This window comes from Mesorhizobium sp. M2A.F.Ca.ET.039.01.1.1 (assembly GCF_003998035.1).
GTDB lineage: Bacteria > Pseudomonadota > Alphaproteobacteria > Rhizobiales > Rhizobiaceae > Mesorhizobium.
In genome coordinates this window covers 1-5,938 of sequence record NZ_RZRY01000398.1, presented here as the reverse complement: position 1 = coordinate 5,938, position 5,938 = coordinate 1, and the positions used below count along the sequence as shown (strand labels likewise).

The following is a 5,938-nucleotide window of genomic DNA, read 5'->3' as shown; positions in this document are numbered from 1 at the left end:
GAGACAGCTGCAGATAGGCCGAAGGTGCGACGCCGCCGATGATGCGGTTCGTCTTGTACGAGAGCGGCGTCTTGTTAATGATAGAGTCAAAAATGTCGGCTTTGATCCCGGCGTTCGCGCACCACTGCTTCGGAAAAATGTGGTGGATGTCGACGCTTTCGCCGAAGAAGATTGCGTCGTCGAATGCCTGGCCTGAGCGGAAATCCTCTGCGCCTTCTTTCATCAGCAGAGCATTCACGCCCTTGTAGGCAGCGGAAAGCCTCATCCGCATCGTCTTCAGACGATCGGAGCGGAAAATGGTTTCGCTGACTGTCGAGGGGACAGGGCCGTCCTTAAGCCAGAGAGGCACCTCCAGAAAGTCTCTCGATATGCGGGAATCGACGGCAGAGCCGTACAATTCGCCGAAGACGCCATTCCAGTACCACTGGACGAGCTTCATCCTGTTCGTCTCGGATTCCCACGCATCGCCAATGTCTGCAAGAATGGCAGCCAACGGAACGATCTGCGACTGATAGGGAAGGTCGAACACGCGGTAGATGTGCAGCATGTTAAGGAATTTCGCAGCGCGCTCGAAACCCTTGTCGACCAGTGCCTGATATTTCAAGTAGGCCGACAGCGGAAGGTTGAGGAGAGACTGGCGGTTTCCACTAACGGCGGGCAATTCCTTGCCCTGCTTGCCACCCGTCTCTGCCTGCCGACGTTTGTCGCGGGTGTGGAACAGCGAAATAGCCTGAAGAAAGTCAGTGTTCGAAACCTGCGCAAGAATGCCGCTGTTCTGACCCGGAGGCCGAAGCATCTCGATAAGCAGACGATGGCGGCCTTTGGTGGAGCTGTCGCCATACCAGTCCCGTCGCAGCTCATGGCCGTCGGCCGCATACATTGCCGTAACCAGTTCAAATGCGTCGAGCGGCTTGCCACCGGTGTTGACCTTCTCGAAGACCAGACAGACGGCTTCCTTTGATGTTTCCTTGCCTAGGGCGATCACTGGAACTTGATAAGAAGCGAAATTCTGGACGACTTCATCGTGAAACTGAGAGATCATGGGCCAAAGCTCGGCAAAGTTCCCTCTCGCCTGGCTGTGGTTGACGAACTTCATCTGCCAGTCGTTCCACTGGAAAATCATCGACAGCGGGTACATGAGAGCGTCGAACTCTTTCTCGCGGCTCGACAGATCGAGAACAATGTCCTTGTCGAAATTGGCCTTGACGATCCTGTCTTCGGGGACGCCGATGATAGCTTCTTCGCGGCTGAATTCCGGGTTCAAGGCTTTGCGGATGTCGATGTAGAACCATCGCTTTACGCGCTTGTTTTTCGGTGTGACCGTCTCGACGACCTGATTGCGCAGTGTGACCTGATAAAGCGAGGTCAGTCGCTGCTGGCCGTCGAGTAGCAAGGCTTGCGATGGTGTTGACGGCGGAGGCGCACCCTCGACCGAGCGGGGCTTGAAGTTGACGTCGCCGCCCGTCTTCAGGGTCATCACGGCGCCAACCGGGAAGGCGCGCGAAATCGAGGCTGTCAGACTTTTGATGCGATCCTCGTCCCACACCCAACTGCGCTGGAAATCGGGCAGCTGAAGTTCGCCGCTTCGGCACTGCTCCAGAAGTTTCTGTAGTGAATTCGGATTTGTTTCGAATGTTGAACCTGGCATTATTTCGCCCCCGGGATGTGAAGTTTAGTTCTATCGGCGATAGCTTGGCCGAAATCCTTTTCCATCGTCCACAAATTCGTCAGCTCGACGAAATCCCAGCGGCCGAAGGTGCCTAAATTGTTGATGCCCGGTACGAACAGCGAGCGCATCGTCTCAGCCTTGATCTGGTCGTCGATCAGGCGCTCGCCCTTGATCTCGACCACCAGCATTAGCGGATCGTCGGCGCCGCGTCCGTCGTCGATGCGCAGGATAAAGTCGGGCAGATAGCGGCGCGCTTCCGTGCCGGCGAGGTAGGGGACCTCGAAGCCCAGCGCCTGGTTCTTGACATAGGCCAGGACGGCCGGGTGGCGTTCCGCGATGCGGGCGAATTCGACTTCCCAGTCGCTATCGCCGACCACGTAGTTGATCTGGCACTTGTCGGGCGCCGTCTCCCACAGCGTGTCTTTTGACGTGATGAACTGCACGTGGTCCGTGACCACGGCAGGATTGTATGGGTCAAGCAGCGCCTTGACCACTTTCGGGTCAGTCTCGGTCTCCTGCAGCATGGCGCTGTGAATCAGCGCCGCAGCGCGGGAGGCGACGCTCGAATAGATCAACATGCCGTGCTTCGTGCCGCCCACCGTGTTGAAGCACTCAGCGATCCAGCGCCGCACAATGGGCTGGACCTTGTAATAGAGGTGGTACTGAGGCTCGCCATTCGTGCCGAGCAGGTAGCGCTGAATCAGATGTTTGCTGAGATGCGAGGAAATTGCAGCCGGCCGCATCTCGTCCAGCACTTCCGGCGTGATGTCGTGGCCTTCGCCGACAATGCCTTCGAGCCTCGCCGTGGTCGGTCCAACCATCGATGGATCGAGGATCATGCGATGCTGGTCGGTAAAGGTCGCGCTCAGCCGATCATCTGGCAATTCGGTTCGGTAGCCTGCGACCCGCGGTAGTCGCATCGACAGGGCCGCTCGGTCCTTGACCGCGAAGATGCGCGTGACGGGCTTGGGCGGCTTCTTGGTGACCTTGACCGGTTCCGTCGCGAAATCGAACGGGATGCCCAGCACGTCGGCATATTCGGTGTCGAACAGCCGGTTGCCGTCCGGGTCGGTCCGGCTTCCGAGCTCATAGGATTGCCGCCTCAGGCCGCGGCCGACGACCTGTTCGCACAGAAGCTGAGTGCCGAAGGCGCGCACGCCGAGGATGTGCGTGACGGTATTGGCATCCCAGCCTTCGGTCAGCATCGATACAGAGACGACGCAGCGTATGTGTTCGCCTAGCCGGCCCTTGCGCCCGACGGTGTTCATCACCTCGCGCAGGATCTCGCTGTCAGTTACGCTGCTGGCCGCCGCTGCGCCTTCGCGCTCGGCCTTCTCCTGGCGGAAGCGGTCGATCTCCGCCTCTGCGGCCTGCTTGAAGGCATCGTCGAGCGTGCCGGAGTCAATCTGGTGGCTGTCGACCAGAAGCGTGTTCATCCGGGCGAGAGGATTGCCGGTGTCGCGGTCGTAGTTGGAGAAGAGATCGAGATTGCCCCAGTGGATGGTCTGGCGCTCGCCCTCGACCTCGCGCTGGAAGCCGGCGATCCACTCGAACACCAGACGCGAACTCGCGGTGTTGTTGCACACCACGATGAATACGGGCGGCACGCCGATATTTGCGCGCTGCCACTCATCATATTCCTGCTTGTAGTGGCTGTAGAGCGAGTGCAGCGCGGTCGCCAATGTGTCGGGGAACTGGCTGCGTGGATCAAGTTCGCCCGACTTGGCCGCGCCCTTCTTCGGCATCTTCTTGCCGATATGGTCCCACAGATTGCGGAAGATGGGCGAGTCGACGTTCACGGCATTGTCGGAGACGGGAACGCGGGGGAGCTTGACGATACCGCATTCAATAGCATCGACCAGGCTGAAGTCGGATACGACCCAAGGGAACAATGTGCCCTCGTCATACCCCGACCCGCGCAGGAAAAAGGGCGTGGCCGACAGGTCGTAGACGGCGCGGAGGCCCACCTTCCGCTTCAGCGCCTCGATGCCGGAAATCCAAAGGCGCGCGGCGGCATTGTTTTCCTCTGCTTCGGCCTTTTCATCTCCCTTGAAGCTCGGCTCGGATACTTCGCCGGGCTTTTCGCGGTAGCAATGGTGCGCTTCGTCGTTGATGACCACGACGTTCTTGGTGCTGAGCAGGTCCTTGCAGGCGCGCTCAAGCATCTCGCCTTCAGTTTCGCGCGTGACCAGCTTCTCGTTGCGCCAGCCGGAGAGTACGGCGCGTCCGACCTTGTTGGTATCGAGCGTCTCCCGCTGCTGGAAAACATGGTAGTTGGTGATCACGATCTTGGCGTTCTGCAGATCGTTGATCATGTCCGGCGGGACCAGTTCCCGGGTCTTGTAGTAGTTGTCGGGATCCGACGGCAGCAGGACGCGCAGGCGATCCTTGATTGTGATGCCCGGCGCGACGAGCAGAAATCCCTTAGAAAACAGAGAGGACTGTGGCTGTCTCGCATTGTTGATCGCCTGCCAGGCGATAAGCATGGCCATGACCGTCGTCTTGCCTGCTCCGGTCGCAAGCTTGAGGGCAATCCGGAACAGCTCGGGGTTGGCTTCCTGATTAGCCTTAGAAAGCTCGCTCAGGATGCCGGCATATTGCCGCCTGCCGCGAGCGACCTCGGCCAGCCAGATCGCGGTCTCGACCGCCTCGACCTGGCAGAAGAACGGTCGTTGATTCTGAAAGTTGTGATGGCGCCAGTGCAGCAGCAGCTTTTGCGTGGTCGGGGTAACATTCCAGTCCGCTGGATTGGTCAACGCGCGCCACGATGCCACATGGGCGCGGACCTCGTTGATGATCGGATTGTCGCTATATGTCGAGGAGGTGGCTTCGAAACTGAGTTGCGCCTGCGCGGCCTGCCTCTTGCTACGAGGAACGGGCGTCATGTATCTTGAGCGCCGGCGGCCAATGAGGTGTTCTTGAGCCAATGGCTGGCCGTTGTCGCCCAGCGCATGATGCCGGGTCGGCACGTGGTATGGTGAATTCAGTATTGGCTGCTGGTAAAAAGGCTTCATCGGGGCTCGATATTATGCAGGAATGCGAATCGCGGCATCATACAGATTTGCTTCACGTTTGAACTTGGCTGTTGGAAAAGGCGCGGTTTGAATTTTTGTTCGGCTCTATAGTCCAAATTGTTTGCCACTTGCACTGCCATAAATCCCGATAAATCAGATTGAATGATTTGTCGCGGTGGAACTCACCCTGCGGGCGATCTGCTGGGAGACGGTGCTCGTGCACGCTGCGATGCGGCGCAATGCAACAAGACCGAAAAGGCAGATGCGCTCGGCATGCGCACCTGATGCGCGTTGGCTGGTTCCGCGAGGCCTACATTAAGGCGGAAAGTTGCAGCGGGATGCGGCTTCTGCTCACCACCGGCGCAATCTGAATACCAAGTTCCTCGACCTCGACGGGGGCAAATGGGCGGGGAAAGCAAAAACCTTGGAGATAAGGTCCAGCAATTTCTGTGTGCCAACCCTGTTATCGAGTGAAGAAATAGTCTTGCCCCCTTGTGTCGACAGAAAATTTGAAGTGATGCTTGTGCTTCAATCTATGACAAGCGGGGCATGTATGTCTGTTCTGGATATTCCTCTCCGAAAGGCGCTGCAATTGTTCTATGCGCCACAGCCGTTGCGGCGGAAAATTTTGAAGGAGGATATTCGGCTTGACCGCAGAAAAGAAGCCGGCGGCACTAGAAGCCGAGGCGGCGATTTCTATTTGCCTTTCTGGTCAGATGTCAAAAGGCACATATCGGGCGACTGCGATCTGACACAACTGACTGATGACCGTATGAAGTCAAACAGGAATTTCAAGCGGCTATACCCGCTGCTGAAAGAGGGCGTCCTCGAATTGCTCAGTGCGAAATTGCGTTGGTCAAACGAACCGGTCGAGATCGTCCCCCAAAGCGTGCACGGTACCCTGCGAATTGAGGACTTAGGTGGCACAATTCGTATAAAGGATGCGCTCCAAGCGCGTGTCAGGGGAGAATATACCCGCATCGTGTACCCCTACTTCAGCGAAGAACCGGCGCTCCCCGAAGAGGGCGGAAGGTTGGGCTTATGGGTGATGCAACAAGCCCTGACAGAACTTGATCCAGGTGACATGCGTATTATCGACGCTCTTCGTCGGACATTCTTTGCTCCGCAAACGACGCCGCTGCAAGGCAACGAAGAGGCGGTTTTCCGTGAAAATTACATGTCGCTGATCGGCGAGTGGGAGCGCCTAAAGCATGAATGAGAGGTCGCGGCTTCCTTCTACGGAAGGAAGCCGCGG

The 5,938-nt window shown here is 57.9% G+C and carries 3 protein-coding genes; 1 reads left to right on the top strand and 2 read right to left on the bottom strand.

What is annotated here, in order from left to right; genetic code table 11:
- Positions 1–1,648 (bottom strand): DUF262 domain-containing protein (locus tag EOA24_RS24950; protein WP_127410157.1); only part of this gene is annotated, 1,648 nt, incomplete at its 3' end.
- Entirely contained in the window at positions 1,648–4,554 is a 2,907-nt protein-coding gene (locus EOA24_RS24945) for a DEAD/DEAH box helicase family protein (protein ID WP_245501849.1), read from the bottom strand. The genes EOA24_RS24945 and EOA24_RS24950, both read right to left, overlap by 1 nt.
- A gap of 457 nt (positions 4,555–5,011) precedes the next feature.
- On the opposite strand from EOA24_RS24945, the gene EOA24_RS44135 reads away from it, so the two are divergent.
- Entirely contained in the window at positions 5,012–5,902 is an 891-nt protein-coding gene (locus tag EOA24_RS44135) for a hypothetical protein (RefSeq protein ID WP_127410155.1), read from the top strand.
- Positions 5,903–5,938: the final 36 nt, after the last annotated feature.

Excerpts from the sequence above, each read along its gene's own strand:
- EOA24_RS24945 (WP_245501849.1), bottom strand. The coding sequence starts at position 4,554 with ATGACGCCCGTTCCTCGTAGCAAGAGGCAGGCCGCGCAGGCGCAACTC.